Source organism: uncultured Aquimarina sp., from assembly GCF_947492965.1.
Taxonomy (GTDB): Bacteria; Bacteroidota; Bacteroidia; order Flavobacteriales; family Flavobacteriaceae; genus Aquimarina.
This window is the reverse complement of record NZ_CANLOZ010000002.1, coordinates 426,134-451,169: the sequence shown is the minus strand read 5'-3', so window position 1 is coordinate 451,169 and position 25,036 is coordinate 426,134. Positions and strand designations below refer to the sequence as shown.

The following is a 25,036-nucleotide window of genomic DNA, read 5'->3' as shown; positions in this document are numbered from 1 at the left end:
AACCATTCATGACAAAAGAAGAATTATTATCTAAGTTAAAAACCATTATCGAACCTTATGTTCAGAATGAAGATGGGTTAGCAAATCTTTCTGAAGAAACTAATTTTATTGAAGATTTAGAGATTAATTCCGCTAATCTTGTAGATGTTATTTTGGACGTGGAAGATGAGTTTAATATCGAAATTGATAATGATGGTATGGATAAAATGTTAACCGTTAAAGCCTCTATAGAGGTGATTCAGGATAAATTAGCAGCTAAATGATAGGAAACGATATTGTTGATCTTGCCTTAGCCACGACCCAAAGTAATTGGAGAAGAAAAGGTTGGTTGCAAAAGATTTTTACAATATCAGAACAAGATAGGATTTGGGATGCTCTTGATCCCGATTTAGCGGTATGGGAATTATGGAGTATGAAAGAAGCTACATATAAAGCGTATCAAAGACAATTTTTAAAGGCTCCTACCTATAATCCCTGGGATTTTAAATGTTCTGAAACTTCAGTGATTGTTAAGGGGATGCAATATAAAACCAAAACAACGATAACATCAGAATATATTCATTCCGTTGCCTTTATACACCCAAAAGTTATAAATGCAAAAGTATTTACCAACGAATCGCTAACGTACAAAAAACACCTTTTAGATTATATTTCAAAAACCAAGGGGTTGAATTCCGAAAAAATTACAATCAAAAAAAATGATTTTAGAATTCCTCTTGTGTACATTAATAATTTGCAAACTGATATAAAAGTTTCTTTTTCTAGTCACGGTTTGTTTTCTTCATATGCCGTGGATTTATGAAATAAAATGATCTTTGTTTTTATATTTTTGGAAAAAATAATTCATTAATCAAAATATATACTCACTTTATGTTATTCTATAAAAGAACCTTTGTTTTTATATTTATAAGTCTAGCGTTATTATCTTGCTCAAAGTCTAATAGCGAAATAGCCTCTACACAATCGGACACTTCAGATTTTACGATTGATTACGAAAAATTCACCTTGGATAATGGTCTCGAAGTTATTCTCCATGAAGATCATAGTGATCCTATTATAGCTGTAGCAACAATGATGCATGTAGGTTCTAATAGAGAAAAATTAGGAAAAACTGGTTTTGCACACTTTTTTGAACATATGTCTTTTAACGATTCCGAAAATACTCCGGTTGGTGCGAACAGGAAATTGATTCCTGAATGGGGAGGACAAAGAAATGGTGGAACTTGGACAGATGGAACTGTTTATTACGAAGTAGTTCCGAAAGATGCATTCGAAAAAATCTTATGGATTGATTCTGATCGGTACGGATATATGATAAATACTGTAACAGAAGCGGCATTGGAAAGAGAAAAACAAGTAGTTAAAAATGAAAAACGCGAACGTGTAGATAATGCTCCTTATGGTTACACAGACGAAGTTATAAGAAAAAATTTATATCCAAAGGGACATCCATATAGTTGGACTGTTATAGGTTCTTTACCTGATTTACAATCTGCGACTTTAGAAGATGTAAAAGAGTTTTATCACAAATATTATGGAGCGAATAACGGTTCTTTAGTGATCGCAGGAGATATAGACATTGAGGATACTAAAAAATTAGTTAAAAAATGGTTTGGAGAAATAAAAAGAGGGCCTGATGTTACACCTTTAGAACCAATGCCAGTTACTTTGCCGAGGAGTAAATCATTATATTTTGAAGATAATTTCGCTAAATTACCTGAACTAAGAATGGTATTTCCAACTGTACAAGATTATCATAAAGACGTTTACGCATTAAATATTCTTGGACAATTACTTACGGGAAGTAAAAAATCTCCTTTTTATAAAGTTCTAGTTGAAGAGAAGAAATTAGCTCCTAATGCCTCAGGATACCAACGATCTTATGAATTAGCTGGTGAATTCACTTTTAGAGTCCGAGCGAATGCTGGCAAGGATTTGGATAGTGTAAAAAAAGCTATAGATGAAAGTTTAGCTAGGTTTGAGAAAAATGGTTTTGAAGACAATGAATTAAAAAGAATTAAGGCTGAAGTTGAAACTGGATTGTATCAAGGAGTAAGTACTGTTTTAAATAAGGCATTTCAATTAGTTCAAGACAATGAGTTTAATGGTGATCCTGGATATATAAGTAAAACAGTAAAGTTAACAAATGCTGTAACTAGAGAAGATGTAATGAGAGTATATAATACTTACATAAAAAATAAAAATTATGTAATGACCAGTTTTATTCCAAAGGATCAATTAGAGTTGTCTGTTTCTGATTCAGAAAAGGCAACTGTTTGGATTGAAGAGGTAAAAAATGATGTAGCGAATGAAGAAGTTGGACAAGGTGAGGAGGCTGTTTATGAAAAAACCCCATCTACCTATGATCGTAGTGAACCTGATTTTGGAGAATTACCATTATTCAAATCTCCAATAGTTTGGACCAGTGAAATGGATAATGGAATTGAAGTATTCGGAATAGAAAATAACGAACTCCCTCTGGTTAATTTTGATCTTACTATCGCAGGAGGACATTTATTAGATCCATTAGATAAAGCAGGGATTTCTAGTTTGATGGCGAGTTTGATGATGGAAGGTACTGCAACTAGAACACCAGCTCAACTGGAAGAAGCTATTGGTCTTTTGGGAGCATCAATCTATATGTATAGTAATGATGAAGAAATCATAATTACAGGATCATGTTTAGCCAAAAATTTTAAAGAGACATTATCTCTTGTTGAAGAAATAATTTTAGAACCTCGTTGGGATGAAAAGGAATTTGACCGTTTAAAACAAGCCTTAAAAACTAATTTAAAAGGCCAAGAAGCTAATCCAAGATCGATAGCTTATTTTAATTTTGATAAGCTAATATATGGAGATAAACATATTTTTGGAATACCTAACTCTGGCACTTTAGAGACTGTTGAAAATATATCCTTAGATGATGTAAAACAACACTACAATAAATTGTCATCGAAAAATGCTATTTTTCATGTAGTAGGAGATGTTAATAAAAAAGATGTTGGAATAGCTTTATCATCTTTGGATTCTAAATGGAATACTGAAGAAGTAGAAATTCCGAGTTTTCAAGTTTCACCAAATAAAAAAGAAGATCAATTATATTTCATTGATATTCCTAATTCAAAACAATCTGTTATTTTGATTGGTAATTTGGTTTTATCTGGTTTAAGCGAAGAGTTCAATAACTTAGAATATGCAAATGAAATTTTAGGAGGAGGTTCAAGTGGGAAATTGTTTCAAACTTTACGGATTGAGAAAGGATATACATATGGAGCATATTCATTTATTAGGTCATCAAAAGATATTAGTCCATTTATTGTTTCAACTAGTGTTAGGTCTAACGCTACGCTTCCATCTTTGAAAATAATCCAAGAAATGATAGTTAATTATGGGGAAAACTTTGATGATAATGCCTCAGAAATTACAAAAACAAAAATTTTGAAAAGTAACACTAGAGCTTTCGAAGGATTAAATGATAAACTGGGTATTTTAAGAGAAATGAGTAAATATGATAAAGATCCATCTTTTATAGAGAATAATCAAAAAGAATTAGTTGATATGTCTACCGAAGACTTTAAATCAATTATATCAAAGTATATTTCAGAAAGTGAAATGATTTATTTAGTTGTAGGAGATAAGGCAACTCAATTTGATGAGATTAAAAAACTAGGTAAAAATGTTATAGAATTAGATATTTACGGAAACAAATTATAAGGCAGTCCATTGCCTTTTTATTGAAGAAATATTTAAAAGGGCTCGTCTTATGATTGAGCCTTTTTCCATGGAAGTGATGAGATCCATGCAGATTTAATATAACAAAATCTACAAAGGGTATAAAACCCCCGTTAAAAACCGTATTTATACCCTTATTTTTTTGGTGATTTGTTCTTAACTTCGTGTCAGGGAAAATTAAAGTAAAAATTAAGTAACATGATGAACTCATTATTGCAAAAAAGGAATACAAAACGTGAAGAAAAAATAAAAATCACACGTTTAACAGAAATGAATATCGTTAATAACGAATTTCTAAAATCTTCAGAAAGATTAGCGAAAGCTCACACAATACATATCTAGAAAAAATAGCATCACTTTCAGATGCTATCTAGTTTTATATTAATTTAAAATAGGGAAATCGAATACTATGTTTAGTTTATTCTTTTCCCTTTCGTCATGGATATTCACTCCAAAATCACTGGTGTAAATTGTAGTTTTACCTAAAAGGTTTTTAGTAATATCTAGATCAAAGTTGATGATTACTTCTTTGGTAATACCTTTAATGGTAAGCTCACCTATTACCTTATAATTATTATTACCAAAGTGTACTACTTCTTTGCTTTCAAAAGCAATTTTTGGGTATTTCTTTTTGTAAAAGAACTTTTCCCACATCAAATGCCCATCTCTTAAGAAATTACCAGTTTCTAGAGTGTTTACCAGTGCAGTACCTTTAAAATAAGCGTTATCTGTATCTTCTGGATTAAATGAAATTTTAAAATCTAATCCTCCAATAGATCCACTTGTCTCTTCTGAAACAAAATCAAAAGTAATTTTTGTATTCTTTTTATCAAATTCAAGTTTGATAACATCATTAATTAAGGCATCTTCATGTCCAGTATATCCATCAGAACGATTGGTAATATCACCAGGAGGTGGTGTGAATTGACCATAAATCAATGAAATAGAGAGGCTTAAAAAAAAGATAGAACAGAAAAAGGTTTTCATAGTAATATTTTAGTTTTCAAGATATAAATAAACAATAATCATTCCAACTGCTTTAACAATGCAACGATTAATATTGTTTAATAATTTGGGGAATAATTATAATTTGATGTTAAGGTTTTTTAATTATTCTTCAAAATCCTATAACTTTAGATAAGAAATTAAGTGTCAATCAGGTAACCATACCAAAATTATCATGCATATGGAGAATCAAAAGAAAAAAAGATCCTGGTCAAAGAGAAAATTTGCGGATTTTCAGAACAAGTATCGTAGATCATCAAATTTTGGATACGGATCAAAAAGAGATCAATTTGCAATAGCAGGTAATGGAGAGCTTTCTGTTCCTGAAAATAAGCAGTTACACGATAAAAATCAACAAGATTAAGAAGTGACTACTTTGTCTTTAGAAGAAGTTTTAAGGTATATAAGAATACCTATCGAAATGCTAGCGCAAATCAAAAATCCCAAAAACAGCGGTAATGCTGTGTCCTCAACATATCTACCTATAAAAGTACTTATAGGTACTGCCATTATTGTGCTTATAAACCCCGTAATCGCAGCACCAATTCCGGCAATGTGACCCACAGGTTCCATAGCTAATGCTCTAAGATTTCCAAACAAAAATCCTATTGAGAAAAATTGTAATCCAAAAAAGATCAATAAGATCACTACGTTTGGATTTGTATTTCCATGATATAAAAGAATATAGAGTAGCGATATCCCAAAAAATGCAAATAAAGAAATAGAAACTAATCGCTCCATTCCGTATTTAAGTACTAAAGTACCATTCAAAAAAGTGGCGGTACCAATAGAGATCGCTAATAATGCGAAGATATAAGGGAATTCATTTTTTAGATTATATTGCTGTTCAAAGATCTGTTGGGAACTACTTAGATATACTAAAAAAGACCCTACAATAAGTCCCGATATAAAAGTATATCCCATAGTGTTTTTGTATTTCACCAATTCTCTAGTTCCATCTATAAATATATAAGGAGTAAATTTTATTCGTTTAGAAACCATCAGTGTTTCCTTTTGTCTTTTCCAAAACCAAAAAGAAACTAATACACTAAAAACAAGCTGTATGTAAAAGATAGCTTTCCAATTATAATGATCAAGAATCCCTTTTCCTATAGCTGGTGCTACAATTGGAACAAGAATAAAGACTACGGTAATAAAAGACATAATACGAGCCATGTAATCTCCGCTATATGTATCTCTAATCATTGCTATTGCGATAGTTCTAGGTGCAGAAAGTCCAACACCTTGCAATATTCTACCTATTACCATCATAGTTAAACTAGTAGCACTTATACAGATAAAACTAGCAATGATAAATAGCAGGAACCCCATAAAAACCACAGGTTTTCTTCCAATAGCATCCGAAATTGGACCGAAAATCAAAGGACCAATACCCAGTCCAAGAAATATCATTGTGATAAGCAATTGGTTATCTGCTAATTCTGTGGTGCCAATATCAATTCCAATAATATCCAAAGCAGGAAGCAAAGCATCTATGGCCAAAGCTACAATAGACATCAATGATGCCATGAGTACAATAAATTCTAACTGTTGGAGGTTTTTAAATTGCATTCGGCAAAAATAGCTCATTTCATAAGCTCATCAATAGACTTCTCCTTGATTTAACTAATATTTATTGTGCCATGAAAAGTATAAGTATCTTGATTTTTTATTTATTGTATATTTAGAATGATGAAATTGTTCAATGCACAACGGAAAAATCTTATGAAGGGCAAAGGAATACGGAAATACTTGCTGTACGCAATAGGTGAGATTATTTTGGTAGTTATTGGTATTTTAATTGCAGTAAGTATTAACAATGCTAATGAGGTTAGAAAAACAAAAAATCATTTAAAAAATGTTTTTGTAACCTATCAGGAAGATTTAAAACTCGATACGCTTAAAGTACATAATGCTTTGCAGTTATTGGATACGAGAAAAGCGATGTTCGATCAATTTCTAAGTGATACGGTAACGATCGATATGTATAAAGATACTCCTAGAGCTATGGGATTGGTATTGAGTTATAACCCTTTCGAATTGCAACAAAAAGGTATTCGATTATTAGAAAAATTTGAGAGTAGTAGTACGGAGACGGATAGCTTGGTTATACAGATTTTGGCACATCATAATACTTTTGATGTTTTATTAAAAGAAACTCACAAAAGAATAGGGGAAGATGTAACTGATAATATGGATTTTCTAAAGTATAATCACCCTTGGATTGGAGATTTGTTGTTTGGTAGGTTGGAAAATCCAAAAATGTATGAGTATTTTATTAGTGATACATATCATGCGCGATTAGCGATACATTATATGTTGGTATATGGAAATCTGAGACCATTATTGGATCAACATTTAACGAGTTCTAGAGATATTTTAGGCAAAATTGAAAACCGAATAGATGGTTAAGATCTGTTAAATGACATTATTTTTGGTTCAAATTTTGTAATTTACATTAGGAAATTTGAAGTAAGTAAAAGATAGTCAAATGAATAGGTTGGCAAAAATAGCAGGATTCTTATTGATCACAGGAGGAGTCCTTCTCAGTTGTAATAGCGCGAAAAGTATTGTAGCTCCTACTGCTCAAAGTGAAGCATTAGAAGCGTTAATAGCTGAAAAATCATTTACTATAGAATCAGAGTGGATGTATCCTCTGGCAACTACGAGTCTAAATACGATTGCTAATAGTGGTTTAATACCTCCTGGAAGTACTGTAAATGGAATAAGTCTTATTGGGAACCCTAATTTTGTAAAGATATACGGTGATAGTATATCCATGAATTTACCATTTTATGGCGAGCGTCAATTACCAGGACAATATACACGTAATGAAGGTGGAATCGTATTCGAAGGCATTCCTGATAAATATGAAGTGATTAAAGACGAGAAAAAACAAAGACATCTTATCAAATTTACGGTAAAAAATAACAGAGAATCCTATCGAGTTACGATGACGATGTTTCCCAATTGGACTACAAGTATCAATATTAATAGTAGCCACCGTACTTCAATCCGATATAGAGGTGTGGTATCAGAAAATGATAAAGAAAAAAGTTTGGTCGTAAATTAAGGCAGATTACAAGCTAGCTTCTAATTCTTCAATATCTTCAATATAAGTTTGATAAAACTCTTCTACGTAAGGTCTTCGGCTGTTAGATCCTTGCGCTAATAATTCTTTAGAAGTTGCTAATAACTCCCGAATTGTTGTTTTAGAATGTTTTAATTTCACTAAAGTTTTAGCCTTCCAATAGAATAAATCTGCATTTTTATTCATTTGTATACCCAAGTCAAATTTTTCTAATGCCTTCTGGAAATCACCGGTTTGAAAATAGGTAATTCCATAATACATAAAAGCTCTGCTTTCTATATAATTAATGTCTTTAGCTTCATGATCAAAAAACTTCTTAAAATATTCTTGTGCCTTAGTGTGTTCTTTTTTCATCATATAAGCAACACCACGCATAAAGTCAATGTTCTCTGATTGAGGATAATCTACAAAATTGGGAGTAAGTGCATCTAACTCATCAAAATCCTTTATCGCATTATCATAATCCCGATAAAAATACAAATACAAATATCCTCTATATCCTTGCCAGCTCTTAGGATCTAATTCCACCGCTTTTGCGTATTTCTTCATGGTTTCCGTATTAATACCTCTTTTTACTCTAGGAGCACCCATTTCTCGATGCGGATCCGAAAAATTAGGATCTAAAGCGATCGCTTCCTGAATTAAAAAATGTTCCTCTGGAGAACCTTGATAATATTGACCATGCAATCCTTCAATGAATTGTCTGGCGTATTTTTGAGAAGTTGTTTTATCAAATTCTCTCTTATATAAAGTGTGGTCGTTTGTGCATGAGCCAAATAACAATACCCCAAAACAACAACTAAGGTAAAATATCTTCAATCTTTCCATTTTTTAGTATAAAAGTTATGTAGAAATATGAGTCTACAGGCTGATTTCGGATAATACAAGGTTTCCACTTTTCTACTGAAGAAAGAATCTTGTATAAATGAGTTTTGGTCTCCACATCAAACTCTTTTTCATTGTAATCAAAATCTGCTTCATTGGTGACATACTTTCCTGCTTCTCCTTTACAATTAATAACAAATCGGTAGGTTAAATATCCTGATTCATTTTTAAGTTTCGTCGTGTCTAATTGTTTAGTAACGAGCTTTTTTAAGTTTCCTTTACCACCGATAAATCCAGCTCGATCATTCCTGCCATTATAATAATCGAAAATTGACTTATGGTCGGAGCATAAATTAAAATCTAAGTTTTTATCTATAGTGTCATCAAAATCAATATATCCTACTCGTTTGATATCATGATCTGATAGTTCTTCGAATACGTCTGGTGATATTTGTTCTACCAATACACGTTCTAATCGATTTTTTTCTGTAGTTAGGGTAGAAGAGTAGAGGCCTAAATCCTGAACATAAATATTTCGATAATGAAAATGCATTGTATCCTTTGGTTTAGTACCAAAAACAAAGGTATTGGCTATGTTTTGTTCTACAATTTTAGCAGCTTTAGAAGCTATGGTAGTATCTTTTATAAATTTAGTGGTTTGATGAACAGTAACATAATTCACGCTTTTGGTTTTTAATTTGGCGTTATAAGTAGCAGTTTCTTTTCCAAAAGTTAAAAAATAGTTTTCAGAAGTATTCTCATACGCTGCTACTAAGGTATCTCTCGAATAATATCGTTCATGACTCAGCTCCTTAAGTTTATCATTTAGTATACTAAATTCACGGATGGATGAATTCGTAAAAGCTGGATTATAGTTTATTTGCTCATAAACACTATCATTTATCTTCTTAACGACAGAATAATCTAAGGTGGTTTTTACTGTTTGATTATCCTTTGGGTAGTTGTTAATATAATATTTATTAATGATCCCTTGATTAGAAGCTCCCTTGGGTATAAAAAAACGCTCATAAGATTCAGTAGATGTGTTACAAGCGTAACAAAAAACTGAAATCATTAAGAGTAATAATACTTTGTTCTTCATAAAGTGAGTTGGATTATAAAAGCTGTATGTTTTAAGAATACAAAATTAAAAACACCCCTAGCATGATACCAAATAATGGAACCAGTTTTTTACGTTTATTTTTTTCCTTAAAAACGAGTCCTCCGATGACAACGGCGATCAGTATTTGACTTCGTTTAATAGCAGATAATAGCATGATAAGTGCTTCTGGATCTTGTAAAGCTTTGAAATAAAAATAATCTGCTGCCTGTAGTAACACTCCAACTGCTACAATAGTCCATCTCCAGGTAAATTGTTTCCTTTTTTCGGCATTACCAAACCAGGTAAATGATAAGATCACTAATAAAATCAACACAGTATAAAAACAAAACCAGAATTGCAAGGTCTGTGGAGTTAGTGCAAGCTGTTGTATTAAAAACTTATCATATAATCCGCTAGAAGCACCTAAAAAGGTAGCGCCAATGATGGCAAAAATCCATTTATTTTTTTTGAAGTTGATACCTTCTTTTTTACCGATTTTTGAATATAGAATTACCGAAAAGATGATAAGAAAGAAGCCAATCCATTGCAAAAAGTTAGGTTTTTCTTGATAAATTAAGATGGCTCCTATAAATGTAAAAAATGGACCTGCAGAACGTATCGGTGTTACGATGGTAATCGGTAGATGTTTTAATGCCTGATAGGCCAGTACCCAAGATGCAGCCATAATCATGGACTTTATAAAAATAAAACCATGGGTGCTTGCAGGGATTTGATCAATATAAAACCCAATTTCTTTAGTGTATTCGGGATAGTATACAGATCCTATAAAAAAAGGAAGTAATACCAGAAAACCAGATCCTATAGTTCCTAATAGTACTGGAAATACTTCATTTCCTTGTACAGCATGTTTTTTACATAAATTATGTAATCCTAAAAAAAGTGCGGCCAAAAGCCCTAAATACATCCACATGGCGCGAATATAAAATCATTGGGAAATTCTACCAAGAATAGTCTACACTGAATTTCATCATCATATTATTTGATTACTAAAATGTAAAACTGCTACAGTCAAGACTACTGTAGGAAAATGGTTAAAATCTAAGTAAGAATTATCATACTGTTATTTTTAGTATAACAAAATTGAGAATATTGTAATATTTTATATAAAAAATTGATAAATACTTATTTGAGTAGGTATATTTGCAGCATCAAACCAATTTATTATTCATGCATAATATATGGTAACTATTTAACACAACTCATTTATTTAAAACCTAAAAAATGAAAACTCAACTAAGCTTTATTAAAAAGAACTATTGGTTGGTAGTATTTATGCTACTGACCACCATTGGTACTACTGCACAGCAGGTGATCAATGCTACCTTACAAAATGACGGACGTACAAGACAATATCGTTTGTATGTACCTGCTAGTTATGATCCTAGTAAGCCCGCACCTTTAATTTTAAACTTTCATGGGTTTACCAACAACATAGATACGCAGTATAATCAGAGTGATTTCAGGCAATTAGCAGAAGACAATCAGTTTCTATTTGTTACTCCACAAGGATTAGGAGGTTTTTTCTCTGGATGGGCCATTAATAACAATTTTGGTGGAAACGAAGATGACTTAGGATTTTCGAATGCATTAATAGATAAAATCATTGAAGATTATAATATCAATGAAAAACGTATTTATGCTACAGGATTTTCTAATGGAGGATTTTTTAGTTATCGATTAGCTTGTGAATTAAGCCCAAGAATAGCCGCAGTAGCTTCTGTAGCGGGTAGTATGACTAGAAGATGGATCGATAATAATCAATGTCAACCGCAACATCCTACGGCAGTTTTACAAATTACAGGAACCAATGATAATGTAATTTCTATTAATGGAAATAGTACTAATGAACCGATACAAGATGTTATGGAATATTGGGCTTCTGTAAATAATGCAGATACGACACCAGATGTTATCCAATTAGGTGGTGGTACTACACGTTCTATCTGGGATAATGGTGATAATGGTGTTACGGCAGAATTTATTCGGGTACAAGGAAAAGGACATAGCTGGAATGGCGGAAATATCAATACTTCTCAAGAAGTTTGGAATTTCTTTTCGAGATTTGATATCGATGGTGCGATTGATAGTACACCGCCACCACCAGATACCTGTACTGCTATAGTATCCTCATTTCCCTTTAGCGAAAGTTTTGAAACCAGTATCGGACAATGGTCGCAAGCCACTAACGATGATCTTAACTGGACAAGAGATTCGGGAGGAACACCTTCTAATGGTACAGGTCCATCTACAGGAGCAGATGGAAACTTTTATCTATACGTAGAAGCATCAGGTAACGGAACAGGATATCCAAATAAAAGAGCTATTTTAAACTCTCCATGTTTAGACTTTAGCAGTGTTTCTAATCCTACGCTTACATTTCAGTATCACATGTTTGGAGGTGCTATCAATACTTTAACAGTAGAAGCAAGAACCGATAATACTGGAAGTTGGGCAGCTGTTTTTAATCAGTCTGGTGATCAAGGAAATACTTGGAATGCTGCCAGTGTAAATCTTTTTGCATATGCAGGAGAAGCGAGTGTACAACTACGATATAATGTGGTTACTGGTAATGGTACTAGTGGTTGGCAAAGTGATATTGCTATTGATGCTATAAGTATTCAGGATGGTAGTGGCACTCCAGATCCTGATTGTACAGCTTTAAACTTCAATGATTTTGCTATTTCCGGATTCTCTAATCAGGATGCAGACGGAAATTTTGCCATTACTAATGGAGGAGATGCTTTATCTTTAACAAACAATACATGGAAATTTATTCCTTTGGATTATACGGTAACTGCAAATACAGTAATCGAATTTAGCTTTAGTAGCACGTCGCAAGGAGAGATTCATGCAGTTGGTTTTGAAAACAACAATACCTTAACTTCTTCACGTTATTTCAAAGTCCATGGAACACAGAATTATGGAGTTACTAATTTTGATAATTATACCTCAGGTACTGTAATCTATACGATTCCTGTTGGGAATTTCTATACAGGTGTTATGGATCGTTTGGTGTTTATTAATGACAATGATAGTGGTTCTGGAAATAATTCAGTTTTTTCTAATATTAGAATATATGAAGGATCTTGTGGTAGCTCATTATCAGCACAAGAACTTATTGCTGGATTGGCTACAAAATCACCTGTATTAGGTAATGAGCCTGAAGATGTTCATACACTTAAAATAGCACCAAATCCTGTGAATGATCAATTCTCAATAACCATGAATATGAATGCTAAAACAGAAGAAGATATGCTAGTACGTATCTATACGATGTTAGGTCAGATACAATATGAAGCCAAACTACAAACAGGTACGCAAAACTTATCAGCAAGTAGTATTGGCTTAGGATCAGGAATTTATGTGGTAAAAGTCATATCGAAAGGAGAGGAGCAAAGTACTCAGAAATTGATCGTTCGATAAGTCAATATAGATTGAATCGTCTGTTCGAGTGAATTTTTCACTTTATAAGATGATATCACAAAATATTATGCATATAGAAATGATGCTCCGTATTTATTCGGAGCATCTTTTTTATGGATTCTTGATAAGTACATTCATTTTTCATTTCTTATCTTACATTTGTTATCATGTTTTTGCATCTAATATGTATGCTTAAACTCACAAAATTGATGCTCGTTCCATATGAATTCAATAATTATTTATAAAAGTCAATTGTCTGCTTTTCATCTAATGATGATGATAATTGGATGTCTTTTTTTTGTTGGAATGGGGATTACTATGCTCATAAATACCCAAGAGTCAGGAATTAATTGGGTTATTGTCTTTCCTTTGGGAGCGATCTTTTTTGGAGGTTTAATAGCTTATCATACATTAATCCTTTGTACAATTACTATAACAAAGGAGTATCTTATTCTAACATATCCATTACTAAGAAGGAAGAAAAACATAGAGTGGAAATCAATATCAGATGCTGGTATGAAGTTTATTACTACTCAAAATGATGCAAGCAACTATTCTTATAAAACTGGTAAGGAGATCCGGTTTTTTTCGAATGATAAAAATTATAGAGTTAACACTTTTGCAATAAAAAATTCTGATAAGCTTTTGCTCGAACTTAATAAAAGAATAGATGGCAATCTTAAAAGAAAAATGAAGAGTGAATATGATAAAACAAAACGGGAATTTTTAAAGGAACAGAAACAATATCACGATTGGATGACGAAAATTATTTTGCCTATTTGCTTAGTAATATTAGCATTATTATGGATTTTAAGCAGATAGAAATAACCAATTATAACGGATAAATAAACTAGCAAGCGTTTGGAATTCAGTAAAAACTTATTATTCTTTTTCAGTGCATTAGGTGCTTTTAACGGACTTTTTTTAAGTCTTTATTTTGGTTTTCTCATAAAGAATAGGAGTAGAGCCACGTATTTTTTAGCAGCACTCCTCTTTGTAATTAGTGTACGAGTTACCAAATCAGTATTTCTTACTTTTTATCCTGGTACTTCATCCACATTTGTTAGTATTGGTCTTACTGCTTGTTTTTTAATAGGTCCTTTTCTGTATTTATATACTAAAATAGCCATCAATCCTACCAAAGTACATCGATGGAACTGGTTATTTCATGTAGTGCCGGTACTTGTTTTTATGGTGGTAATCAGCATTCAATATCCCTATCGATCGCATAGATATTTATGGTGGAGGAGTCCTCCCAGAATTTTTGGTACCATTTTGTTTACGCAATGGACGATTTATACTATAGCAGCAATATATCAAGCGCGCCATGTGTTTAGTAAGCTTTGGAGCAAAACAAAATCCATCAACACCTTAGATTTTTGGATACTCAATATCGTTACTGGTGGGTTTATTATTTGGTTAGCATATAATACCACGACCTATACATCGTACATTGTAGGGGCATTGTCATTTTCTTTTACATTTTATATCACTTTGGTTATTTGGATTATCAAAAGAAGAAAAAGTACGCTCACATTTCTAACACCTGTTGTAAAATATGCAAATAGAAAGATTGATACTAAAAAGGCATCTTCGATAGCGGATCAATTGAGTGTTTTGTTTAGTGAACAAGAATTGCATCGAAATCCTAATTTAAAACTACCGGAAGTAGCAGCACAATTGCAGATCAAACCTCATGAACTATCACAATATCTGAATGATAATTTGGGACTTAGTTTTTCTAGTTATGTTAATCAGTATCGTATACAAACGGCTACCCAATTGATACAAACGAATTCTCTATTAACACTAGAAGCTATTGGCAGTGAGTGTGGTTTTAAATCCAATTCTACATTTTATACTGCTTTTAAAAAACAGGAGGGAATGACACCTTCGCAATACAAAAAGTCCTTGAATTCGTGATTTATTTTCTTCGGATTTATAATTCCGTAGAATAACGAGCTTGTTTTTTACTTGATTTATAAGAGTTTCCTATAGTTTAGCTATACAAATCAATAATAAAAAACGAACAATGAAACATTTATTTATTTTAGTGGTAGCACTATTTACTGTTACCATTTCTTTTGCACAATCTGATAAAGAACAAATCACAGAAACTTTACTGCATTATATAGAAGGAACTGCTGATGGTTCTCCAGAAAGAATTAAAAAAGCATTTCATAAAGACTTGAATTTATATTCAATAGCTAATGATACTTTAAGCATTACTTCTGGTAAAAAGTATATCGGATATTTTAAAGAAGGAGAAAAACGAAACCGTATCGGAAAGATTATTTCTATAGATGTGGTTAATAATGCCGCAATGGCCAAAGTAGAAATAGATTTCCCAAAAGGGAAGAGGTTATATACCGATTATATGATGTTACTAAAAGTAAAAGGTGAATGGAAAATCATTCATAAATCCTATACGTTTGTACCTTATAAATAGAACTGAATCCTATGGTTAGATGTTATATACTTTGTTTCCTTTGTATTGGTATTATTTATACTTCGAAATCTCAGCAAATTGATTATAAAAAACTTGAAAATAGCTTAGATTCATTGATGCAAACAACTATGGAAGAGGAGCATATTCCTGGAGCTGCTTTTATCATAGTAAAAGATGGAAAAACACTATTGAAGAAAGGATATGGATATGCCAGTTTAGGAGAAGATGTACGACGTGTAGATCCAGATTCTACCATATTTCGGATTGGGTCTGTTACAAAAACCTTTACTGCAACCGCTTTATTACAATTAATAGATCAAAAAAAGGTAGATCTTTATGCAGATGTGAACCAATATTTAAAATCTGTAAAAGTTCCCAATACCTATAATACATCAGTAATATCAGCACATTTGTTGAATCATAGTGCTGGTTTTGATGAATTAAGAGGTAGAGTAGTGTATCGAGAAAATCAATCCATTCCGCTAGCAGATTTTCTTAAAAATAGACTTGTTCGCGTACGAGAACCAGGTGTTATTTCTAGTTATTCTTCTTTTGGAATTGCACTAGCAGGACTATTAGTAGAAGATGTCAGTGGTCAAAAATTAGATACATATATGAAAGAACACATTTGGGAACCTTTAGGAATGCATATGACATCTATGTTTTTGAATGATCAGGTAGAACAGTATGCTTCGTGGGGATATGAATATCGAAATGGAGTGAATCTACCACAACCTTGGGAGTTTTATCATACCTATCCAGCTTCAGAAATTAATAGTACGGTTGCAGATATGGGCAAGTATCTAAATATGCATTTAAACGATGGTATTCTAGGTGATCAAAGAATTTTGAGTACTAATTTATCTCAAAAAATGAAATCTGCTGAATTAAGAGTTCACGATACCGTTGAGGCATTTGCATATGGATTTTATGAAGAAGATGCGCATGGATTTAGAACTATTAGTCATGGAGGAGATATGTTGGGCTACGCTTCATATATGGCAATGATTCCAGAAGAAAAACTGGGGGTTTTTGTAGTACATCATCATGAAGGAACTCGATTGCGTTATGCAGTGATGGACCTAATTTTAGCAACATTTTCAAAAGAAAAGAATGAACAAGCCTTTATACCAGAATCTATAAAACGAAAAACTGATCTCAATAGATTAGTGGGACATTATATATGGACAACACATTGTCATAGCTGCGAAAGTGGTTGGAAACCCAATCAAGAAGAACTAGTTTTAAATAATGATGGAACATTTACCATTATGAATCGAACTTATGAAGAAGTGGATTATTTAATGTTTAAAAGTACCGATGGTATGCGAACGATGGGTTTTGTAGAAAATGAAAATGGAGAAATAAAATATATGTCTCTTGGAGGAGTCAATAGTTTTGAAAAAGTGGATTAAATTGTATTAAAAAAACAACCTTCTAAAATCTAGAAGGTTGTTTCTATAATGCTATATAAAGTTATTAGAATATGCTATTCATTTATCACCAGTTTTATACTACGTTTATTACCAGAACGATCTAATATATGGACCAGATATAATCCAGAAGTAATTCCAGAAATATCAATTCTCATTTCAGTAGTATTGTTAGGTACTGTTACAGATTGTAATCGTTTTCCACTAAGATCAGAAATGGTAATGATACTATTTTTTAGATCCGTAGTATTTTTAATGAAAACACTTCCTGTTGCTGGATTTGGAAATAATTCAAAGAACGCATTTTCTGCATTATTCTCTCTGTTTATAGCAGTAGTACAATCGGGAGCTGTGGTCGAATTGCTGAAATATATCGAATAATCCTTCGCTACCAGTACAAAGTTACGTTCATCGTTAGTTACCAAGTAATCTCCATCCAATCCAGGAATACCTGTATTTACCAATGTGATTTGTGGTGCTGTACCATTGAAGTTTTGAGTAGCATCTGAAAAATCTATATACCATGGTGCGATATCCAGATTAAAAGAAAATTGATACAAACCATTATTAGCCAAATCCCAATTAAGTGTAAATAAGGTGATATTATCTACATTAGGACCACCAGTTCCTAATACATATACATTTTCATATGATGTATTGATACTTACCAAAGGAGTATCTGTCGGTGTACCAAAGGTACAGTCCCCATTTGGCGGATCTATAATGATATCGTCTGTAACGGTAATATTTACCGAAGCAGAATCGGTTCCGCCATTTCCATCACTTACTGTAACCGTAGCGGTATAATCTCCTGTGGTATATGTATGTGTGGATATCACATCTGTACCTACAGTACCATCACCATAATCAATACTATACGTAAGTGTATCATTATCTGCATCAGTTGATCCCGAAGCGTCTAGAACAACATCTAATGGAGTAACTCCTGTACTTGGCGTAGCAGTAAGACTTGCGATTGGAGCTGTATTACCAGGATCGGTAGTATCACTACAAGATGGTGCGGTATCAGAATTACTACAATAAATGGTGAAATCTCCAGTGGTAGATACAAGTACCAGATTCTCTCCATCTAAGGTTACGTAATAACTACCATCTAATCCTACAAAGCTAGAACCTGTAATGGTAATTAGTGGTTCTGGGGCATTAAAGTTTTGCGTTAATATCGGAATTAGATCGTTATACCAGTTCGGAACACCATTATTAGTACTAAGGGAGAATTGGTATAACCCATTATTGCCTAAATCCCAATTGATAGAAAAGTTACCGATGTTATCTAAATCAGGACCGCCTTCTCCAAATACATAAATATTTGAATATGAATTATTTATAGAAGGTAGAGGAGTGGCTCTTGGTGTATCAAACGGACAAATAACTTCTTCGCAATTGGTATCCACTACTAAATCAATGGTTTGTACGGTACCACTGCTAAAAACACCATCACTAACCGTAAGTGTAACCGTGGCAACATCCAAATTCTCATAGACATGAGAAACATTAACACCTTGGGCAGTAGTACCATCACCAAAATCCCAGGAATATGTAAGTGTATCACCATTAGGATCATAGGAATCACTAGCATCAAAGGTAACATTAGGTCCACCACATCGACCATTATCACTAGTAAATGCTGCTACAGGAGGTTGTGGTTCTGTAGATTGACCAAAATCTACATCACTGGTAGAATAAAATGCTTCTTCGCTAAGTGATCGTTGCCAAATACTATAGATAACGTGTTTTCCAGTTCTTGCCGGAAGTACCACATCAATATCATCAATAGCAGAAGCTGGTCTGGGACCAGTACGTACTAAAAGTTCTAGGCTATCCCAGGTAAGTGGTTGATCTGGAGTCCAATCGGCTTTGGTAATATACACATCAAAATATAGGGTTTGGTGTGGTGCCGAGTTTGTCCAGGTAACGGTAAATGGACCAGGAGTTACTGGTGTAGCGATCCAATCATCACGTACTTGATCTAATCCACCATATTTGTCTGGTCGACCGGCGCTGGCAAGATTTCCATCAGGAATGATGGCTTGGTGCATACCATTGGCATCCATACGAGCGACTTCATTCCAATCATATAGCGCTTGAGTACCGTACATTGCAACAGCATCGATACATGCGGGTGAATCTGGACTTTCAGGATTTTCTTGAAAACATATCCAAACACGACTAGGCGGACTGGTAACCGTACCGTGTGAAAAGAGTGTTTGAAGATAAGGATACATCAGTGCTACACATATTAGTAAGGGTGCAGCGATTTTTCTTAGGCTGGAAATCATCCGACCTAAAACTTCGGTTTTAGAGTTTGTTTTTCTCATGTTGTTATTGAATTGTTAGTAATAAGTTTCGGCTTATAAAAACAGGGTGGTTCAATAACTGTGGTTAAATTACTATATACCGCAATGGATATCAATTAATTAACAGTATTTCAAATAATATTTAACATAAGCAAGAGAGATTTTAATAATCGTTTATGGTTTAAAGAGTGGGTAAATAAAATAGTATATAGTGATTATAAATACATCTGTAGTGTAAAATTGTGATGCACATAAGGAGAAATAAAAAGTGGAAGAATCATAATATTCTGGAATACTCAAAATATTCTATTTTACATAATATAAATTATAGTACAAATGTATTTATGGAAGCAAATTGACGAATGTGTCGCCGACAATTTAAAATGTAGAATGTATTCATTTAAAATGTGGAATTTTTTTGACACTCTAAAATAACTTCTTGTGTATTCATAGTACCTTCGAGAATCTGCTCTGTGAAAAATTTCGTGAAAAAATTGTGAAAACTGGCTTTATTTCCAGTTTAGCATTATAAAAATCTGTGAAAAATACGTTTCTAAGTTTTTTCAAGAAATCCGTAATTCTTATAAATCGAATATTCTGTACAATTATCTAGAAATTTTCAAATACACGTTATACGATCTTTAAAAACTAATTCTTAGTAAGTTTATTTTCTATCAATTTTACTGAAATATATGGTGATGAATTTATATCACTAAAATCAGATTCAATTTTATATTTATCTAATTTTACATTATTCTCATATAGTATTATAAATAATAAACCTTTTACATTAGAATTTTCTGAATAAAATTTTTTTAATCCCTCTAAAGTTTTCAGAGTATCATTCTTTTTACCATTAGTATCTATATATTTAACCTCAATAATTATTTTATTACCTTTTATAGAAAAATCAGCGTTCTTTGTATTCCCATCAAAAACAATGGCAATGTTTTCAGGTTCCATGCTAGGCATCCAAGGTCGGATAATTAAATGCATTAAATTCTGAAAATCATATTCACTAGTAATTATTAATCTTTCTTTATTTATATTTTTTGATTTAAAACCATTTGAAAATTTTGATGGTACTGCTAAGCTTTTTTCTACAACATTTTCAATTTTTGTAATAACTTCTTTAATTGTTAGACCCGACGAAGTATTTGGAAGTCCCGTATTTGAAATATGTTTATTTACTATGTTATTCTGTTCTTCAATTAAGTTTTGAACATATTGTTGTCTAATTTTTACTAAGTGGAAAATAATTGAATTTAACTTATCAGACCATATTGTGGAAGTTTCCTCATAATCTATTATATTCCATAATTTTGATGTAAAATGTTCATGAGCATCAGCTACTTCATCTTTAAAACCAGACATACCTACAATATGAATTGGAGGTTTAATAGAGGGATTAATTAATATTTCATCTAAAAAATTTATTCCATTTTTAGCTAAACTCTCACCTCCATCTTCAACAGGTAAAACTAAATCTAATATCATCAAATCATACCGCTCTTTATATAGATATCTTGACGCATCTTTTTTACAAGATGCTGAGTGAATATAACTTTCATCTATTGTATGATTATTAATTATGGATTCTTTAATCTTTTTTAATTTATCATTATTATCATCAACAACTAAAACTTTTATCATATTATTAAGTCGATTTTAATAGATTAAACAACTTGTCCTGCCACTCTTCATTTATTTGCGTATAAAAAACATAGCCAGCATAATTATCTGTGAATTCTTCTTTTAATTGGTTATCAAGTTCGGTTATTTTTGTGCCATCATCGAAACTCCCATGCATTGTAACTACAATAGCTTTGGTTGGTATATCTCTTAAATACATTTGTTGTAGTATTTTTTTTCCAGCTAATGGCATCCAGTCACCACCATTATCTTCTGAAGAAATATCATAATTTGGCATACTTATATCTAATAATAGAATGTTATATTTATCATTATTCGTAATTAACTCTCTCAAACCACTTATATAAGAATTCTTTGTTATTATTTCTACGTCTTTAAATTTTGAATTTACGTATTCAATAATCTGAGCTTGTTTTCTCGGATGATCTTCTATGAATAATATTTTCATTCTCTTATTTCTTGTAAGTTGATATTAACCAAAACCTTGAACCACTCTTCGTTATCAGAAATGGAAGTACTTATACATTTCCTTGCATTAGATTTTAAATCAGATGTTAAAATTTTATATGCCTTGTGATATCCGGATTTGCCCTCACTTATTAGCTTTTTAACATCCATTGTATTATTGTTCCAAACGGCCTTTAATGCTTCAATAGATTCTTCGTTTGTAATTTCATTTTCAACAGAAATAACTAAAAAATCATGTTCAGAATCAATTAGCGATTTGATTTTACACTTTAGAACATATTTTTGATCACTAGAATGTTTTAAAATGTTTTCTAAAAATATTCTCAATAAGTCTGCCAAATGAGTTTTAAATTCTCCTTTTATTTTTGGATTAAATTGTAAATCCTCTTCTATCGATAAAGTTTTAGATAAATTACTACGATTTACATGTTCGGAAACTAAGGTAATTAAATCGCTTAACATGAAGCTGTTAGCTTTTATCTCACTCCTCTTAAACCATCTACTAATTTTACTCATTACTGTTTGAACTTCTGTAGAACAGTTTTTAATTTCCTTCAATAATTGTTGGCAATTTGTACTTCCAAATTGATTTGTAATTTTAAGTTCTAGATCATCAAAATAGTCGTTAAATTTTTCTAAAATTTCCTTTTCTATTTTCCCTCTAATCAACTCTAAATTTTCATCAGTCCTTTGCCATAAAATTTTAAAAATTTTATTTATAAATTGATCAAAACTTTTTGTGCTAATTGCATCTATAGAATGTAACCACAAATCCGTGTGATCAAAGTCATAATTGAACCATCCATACTCATTAATATCTTTTTTATACACTTGAAGATATTTTTTTATAAGGTCAAATATTAAACCATCAATTTTACTGGAGAAGTCATTTAATAAATGTTGAATTTGTTCTTTTTCATCAGTTCCAAAATTTTTAAAGACAAGATCCCAATGTACATTCCTCCTATAATTAGAACTATTTCCTTGCTTTAGTGTAATTAATTTATGTGTCTCAAATATTGGTCTTAATTCTCCTACTAATACACCATGTCTTATTCTAGTACTTAAATAAGCTACTATCCCAAATTGACTATTCAAAAATTTATCTTTTACAGCATTAAATAACTCATAATAAATTTCATAAACTGGATTATTTGAATATTCAATTTTCTCGTACTCAGTGTTTTCTTTTGTAACAAAGGTCGTTAGCTTCCCTCCTTCTAACATTAGAAAACTTTTGTTATCTCTTGTTATTCCTGATATAATTTCAAATCTTTCATATATAGCTTCAAAATCCTGTAATTCATTATTTATTATTCCTTCTTCGTTTACATAAATTTTGCTTTCATCGAGATCAATTAAACCTTGTTGAATAATTAAGATATTTTCTATACTTTTTATTTCATCTAGTATGTTATCCCTATCAGCATGATTGTTCTTTACGTAATTAAGAAGTATTAGTCTCTCTTCTAATCTCTGTTTAGAATTACTTATAAATGGAGAATGCATCAATATTTTTGATCTACATGTCTTTTCAATGTAAAAATTGAATCTTTCCTTATCAAAGATTGATACTAGATCAATTAATTCTGATGGTTTTTCAACATTATGAGACAAATTAAACAGCTCAAATGCAATATGTGTCTCAACTTCATCAGCATCAACTATAGTATAAAACAAGGGTAAATCTATAGTTTTATCTACATTTCTAAATTTTTCAGAATGAATTGACTTTAAGAGTTCACCAGTTTCAATTTTTTCAACTATGTAATTGTTATAGAAAAAACAATCTACATATAGCTTTAGACAATCATTAATTCTATTAAGTTTTTGAAAACAATTAAATAAATTAACTATTGTTGTTTCCAAAATTGGTATGGTATTCTTATAATTTTTCTTTAAATATTCCCAATGTTCGATAGCTCCAATATAATCGCCCGTATCCTGTAATTTTCTTGCATACTCAACTTTAAATTTACCCTCGGGAATATATTCTTTAAAATCCATAAGATTCTCGATTCCCTTTATTTTTTCTTTAAAAAACTTAATGGTTATTGAATCTGGAAATTTTTCTTCAAGAAGATCTAAAAACTTGATTTTATCTTCATCAGAATTAAAAATTTCATGAATGATGGGGTTTGAAAGATTATATGAAATCTTAGCCAGCATATTTCTTTCTTCTTTGCCAGTAGATTGAAAATAAACAAAGTCCGTTATACCATAACTTATAGTACAACTTGTTAAATTATTAGCAATTCGCAAAAGATTATGACCAGCTTGATCAGGATTTCCTTCAACAGAAATGATTTTATGTAAATTCAAAAGAATCTGATTTTGAATACTTCCTTTTTTTCCAACAGGCTCAAAATGTTTATTTTGGTAAACTAAAGACTTAATATATATTAAATATAAATCAAATTGATTTGGATTATTAATCAAATAATTTTTCAGTTCCTTTTCTACATCACTGTATAATCCACTTGTGTATTTATCCAGTATCCTTATTTCATTCAAACTTTTTTGAACATCAAATGCTGGAAATATTTGATCTCCTGCTAATAGTTTTAACTTGTAAAGTACAGGATCTTTAACTTTTTTTATTAAATAGTTAACTCTGTTTAGTATATATCTTTTTATAACTCCTTGTTTTGACTGAACATCTTCTCGATCTTTTAAATATGAGGATACTACTAAAAGGTTTGATAGCATCCTTACCAAATGTAAGTAGCGATCAATAATACTATGACCAAAATCTAAAGATAAAATTTCTGCATAGTCAATAAAATCAATATGATTCAAAAAAGTAAGCCTAAATCTATAATAATTCTGAAAAGCTTGTTTTGTTCCACTTTCTGGAATGCTTTCCAGAGCATCTTCCAAATCATTATTATATTTATTTGTCGAAAGGGAATGCTCTGCTCTAAGACTAAGGTAATGAGCAATTGAAGACGTGATTGATTTTGATTTATTAACTTGATTGAATAGATTTAGGAACTCTTTGTTTTCCAATGCATTCCCTGACATTTCCTTTAGAAGAAATCTATTTTCTAAAGTCCATAACGAAAAACAAATTTCATTTTCAATTTTATCTAATAATAACTCAGCTTCGTCATAATTACCAGTTAATAGACAAATTTCATATTGTTCTTTATAATTTAAGAATAGATTAATTTCAAACTTATACTTCCTAATACTAATTAAAACAAAATTAAGTTCTGAACTTATATTATGACCGATATAAGGATACTCTTTTAAATTTCCTAGTTCGGAATAATCATTTGGAAGAGCATTACCCCAAAGTAGTTCTTGCCATCTTTTATTCAATTTTTTCTCTAAATAATCAACCGATTCACATAGTTCAGGAAAGGTCAACTCCTCTTTAATTTCGGAATAAGCATTTTTTCTAGTTTTCTCTTTTGAAGCAATAAAAGAATATTTGTTTCTTGCTATTCTAATTCCATATGGTATTTCTTTGATTTTTTTTCCCAAATTCTTCCTTTTAATTTTTTAAATGGA

Annotated in this window: 20 protein-coding genes; 11 read left to right on the top strand and 9 right to left on the bottom strand. The window is 31.5% G+C overall.

The window, feature by feature from the left end; genetic code table 11:
- Positions 1-8: 8 nt before the first annotated feature.
- From Q1B37_RS06330 to Q1B37_RS06320, 3 genes are all read left to right on the top strand, one after another.
- Positions 9-263 (top strand): phosphopantetheine-binding protein, encoded by a 255-nt coding sequence (locus Q1B37_RS06330; protein ID WP_299601352.1) that lies wholly within the window; start codon positions 9-11, stop codon positions 261-263.
- Entirely contained in the window at positions 260-802 is a 543-nt protein-coding gene (locus Q1B37_RS06325; RefSeq protein WP_299896815.1) for a 4'-phosphopantetheinyl transferase superfamily protein, read from the top strand. Before Q1B37_RS06330 ends, Q1B37_RS06325 begins: the two co-directional genes overlap by 4 nt.
- 68 nt (positions 803-870) lie before the next feature.
- On the top strand, positions 871-3,714 hold the full coding sequence (locus Q1B37_RS06320) for a pitrilysin family protein (protein WP_299896812.1): 2,844 nt from the start codon (positions 871-873) through the stop codon (positions 3,712-3,714).
- A gap of 399 nt (positions 3,715-4,113) precedes the next feature.
- Here Q1B37_RS06320 and Q1B37_RS06315 read toward each other — a convergent pair whose 3' ends face one another.
- A complete protein-coding gene (locus Q1B37_RS06315) occupies positions 4,114-4,719 on the bottom strand; it encodes a YceI family protein (protein WP_299896809.1) in 606 nt (201 codons plus the stop codon).
- 199 nt (positions 4,720-4,918) lie between these two features.
- Between Q1B37_RS06315 and Q1B37_RS06310 the strand changes: the two genes are divergently transcribed.
- Positions 4,919-5,101: a hypothetical protein gene (locus Q1B37_RS06310; RefSeq protein WP_299896807.1), complete on the top strand. Its 183-nt coding sequence runs from the start codon at positions 4,919-4,921 to the stop codon at positions 5,099-5,101.
- Here the strand turns inward: Q1B37_RS06310 and Q1B37_RS06305 are convergent.
- The gene (locus tag Q1B37_RS06305; protein WP_299896806.1) at positions 5,098-6,327 is read right to left on the bottom strand and encodes a multidrug effflux MFS transporter; all 1,230 of its coding nucleotides are present in this window, start codon (positions 6,325-6,327) and stop codon (positions 5,098-5,100) included. The two genes, Q1B37_RS06310 and Q1B37_RS06305, sit on opposite strands and share 4 nt — an antisense overlap.
- 135 nt (positions 6,328-6,462) lie before the next feature.
- On the opposite strand from Q1B37_RS06305, the gene Q1B37_RS06300 reads away from it, so the two are divergent.
- Positions 6,463-7,149, top strand: coding sequence for a DUF6090 family protein (locus tag Q1B37_RS06300; RefSeq protein ID WP_299601363.1), 687 nt, complete (start codon positions 6,463-6,465; stop codon positions 7,147-7,149).
- A gap of 79 nt (positions 7,150-7,228) precedes the next feature.
- Positions 7,229-7,810 (top strand): DUF4251 domain-containing protein, encoded by a 582-nt coding sequence (locus tag Q1B37_RS06295; protein WP_299896803.1) that lies wholly within the window; start codon positions 7,229-7,231, stop codon positions 7,808-7,810.
- 6 nt (positions 7,811-7,816) lie between these two features.
- On the opposite strand, the gene Q1B37_RS06290 is transcribed toward Q1B37_RS06295, so the two are convergent.
- Genes Q1B37_RS06290 through Q1B37_RS06280 form a run of 3 tightly spaced genes read right to left on the bottom strand, consistent with a single transcriptional unit; the run spans position 7,817 to position 10,686 of the window.
- Positions 7,817-8,647, bottom strand: a complete 831-nt coding sequence (locus Q1B37_RS06290) for a hypothetical protein (protein ID WP_299896800.1) — start codon at positions 8,645-8,647, stop codon at positions 7,817-7,819.
- Positions 8,628-9,755, bottom strand: coding sequence for a hypothetical protein (locus Q1B37_RS06285; protein ID WP_299896798.1), 1,128 nt, complete (start codon positions 9,753-9,755; stop codon positions 8,628-8,630). Before Q1B37_RS06285 ends, Q1B37_RS06290 begins: the two co-directional genes overlap by 20 nt.
- Before the next feature lie 31 nt (positions 9,756-9,786).
- A complete protein-coding gene (locus Q1B37_RS06280; protein WP_299896795.1) occupies positions 9,787-10,686 on the bottom strand; it encodes a DMT family transporter in 900 nt (299 codons plus the stop codon).
- A gap of 311 nt (positions 10,687-10,997) precedes the next feature.
- Here Q1B37_RS06280 and Q1B37_RS06275 point away from each other — a divergent pair, with 311 nt between their 5' ends.
- The 5 genes from Q1B37_RS06275 (at position 10,998) to Q1B37_RS06255 (ending at position 17,063) form a co-directional block, all read left to right on the top strand.
- Positions 10,998-13,199, top strand: coding sequence for a T9SS type A sorting domain-containing protein (locus tag Q1B37_RS06275; protein ID WP_299896792.1), 2,202 nt, complete (start codon positions 10,998-11,000; stop codon positions 13,197-13,199).
- Positions 13,200-13,421: 222 nt separating this feature from the next.
- A complete protein-coding gene (locus Q1B37_RS06270) occupies positions 13,422-14,021 on the top strand; it encodes a hypothetical protein (protein WP_299896789.1) in 600 nt (199 codons plus the stop codon).
- Between the two features lie 39 nt (positions 14,022-14,060).
- Complete coding sequence (locus tag Q1B37_RS06265; RefSeq protein WP_299896787.1) at positions 14,061-15,122, top strand: helix-turn-helix transcriptional regulator; 1,062 nt, start codon at positions 14,061-14,063, stop codon at positions 15,120-15,122.
- Between the two features lie 109 nt (positions 15,123-15,231).
- Complete coding sequence (locus tag Q1B37_RS06260; protein ID WP_299896784.1) at positions 15,232-15,648, top strand: nuclear transport factor 2 family protein; 417 nt, start codon at positions 15,232-15,234, stop codon at positions 15,646-15,648.
- Positions 15,649-15,764: 116 nt separating this feature from the next.
- Positions 15,765-17,063 carry a serine hydrolase gene (locus tag Q1B37_RS06255; protein WP_299896781.1) on the top strand — a complete coding sequence of 433 codons (1,299 nt, stop codon included), beginning with the start codon at positions 15,765-15,767 and terminating at the stop codon, positions 17,061-17,063.
- Between the two features lie 74 nt (positions 17,064-17,137).
- Here Q1B37_RS06255 and Q1B37_RS06250 read toward each other — a convergent pair whose 3' ends face one another.
- The 4 genes from Q1B37_RS06250 to Q1B37_RS06235 form a co-directional block, all read right to left on the bottom strand.
- Entirely contained in the window at positions 17,138-19,420 is a 2,283-nt protein-coding gene (locus tag Q1B37_RS06250; protein WP_299896779.1) for a lytic polysaccharide monooxygenase, read from the bottom strand.
- 627 nt (positions 19,421-20,047) lie between these two features.
- Positions 20,048-21,052: a hypothetical protein gene (locus Q1B37_RS06245; protein ID WP_299896776.1), complete on the bottom strand. Its 1,005-nt coding sequence runs from the start codon at positions 21,050-21,052 to the stop codon at positions 20,048-20,050.
- A gap of 4 nt (positions 21,053-21,056) precedes the next feature.
- Positions 21,057-21,500 carry a hypothetical protein gene (locus Q1B37_RS06240; RefSeq protein ID WP_299896773.1) on the bottom strand — a complete coding sequence of 148 codons (444 nt, stop codon included), beginning with the start codon at positions 21,498-21,500 and terminating at the stop codon, positions 21,057-21,059.
- Positions 21,497-25,009, bottom strand: a complete 3,513-nt coding sequence (locus Q1B37_RS06235) for a hypothetical protein (protein WP_299896771.1) — start codon at positions 25,007-25,009, stop codon at positions 21,497-21,499. Before Q1B37_RS06235 ends, Q1B37_RS06240 begins: the two co-directional genes overlap by 4 nt.
- Positions 25,010-25,036: the final 27 nt, after the last annotated feature.